This window comes from Rhizobium ecuadorense (genome assembly GCF_001187535.1).
Classification (GTDB): domain Bacteria; phylum Pseudomonadota; class Alphaproteobacteria; order Rhizobiales; family Rhizobiaceae; genus Rhizobium; species Rhizobium ecuadorense.
On the sequence record NZ_LFIO01000201.1, the window covers coordinates 1 to 222 of the forward strand.

Consider the following 222-nt stretch of genomic DNA (forward strand, 5'->3'; position numbering starts at 1 on the left):
TCCGGTGTACCAGGTCCATCCACCGCGCCCAGTGTGTGGCGGCGCGCCATAGATATCGGCGCTGACCGCATATGGTTCCACCTTGTAGCGTTCGACTTGATCTCGCGTGGCGCCATGACAAATCGGATTGATCAGGTTCCAAAGCTTTAAGGTGAGATCGCCGTCGCCTTGCAAAGCGGTCGCCCAGACAACCCAGGTTGCCGCATGCGTGTATTGGCCGCC

The 222-nt window shown here is 59.5% G+C and carries 1 protein-coding gene; it reads right to left on the reverse strand.

The genetic code is table 11. The annotated features are described in order from the left end of the window. Window positions 1-222 (reverse strand): GH36-type glycosyl hydrolase domain-containing protein (locus AF337_RS04655; RefSeq protein WP_152970909.1); only part of this gene is annotated, 222 nt, incomplete at both ends.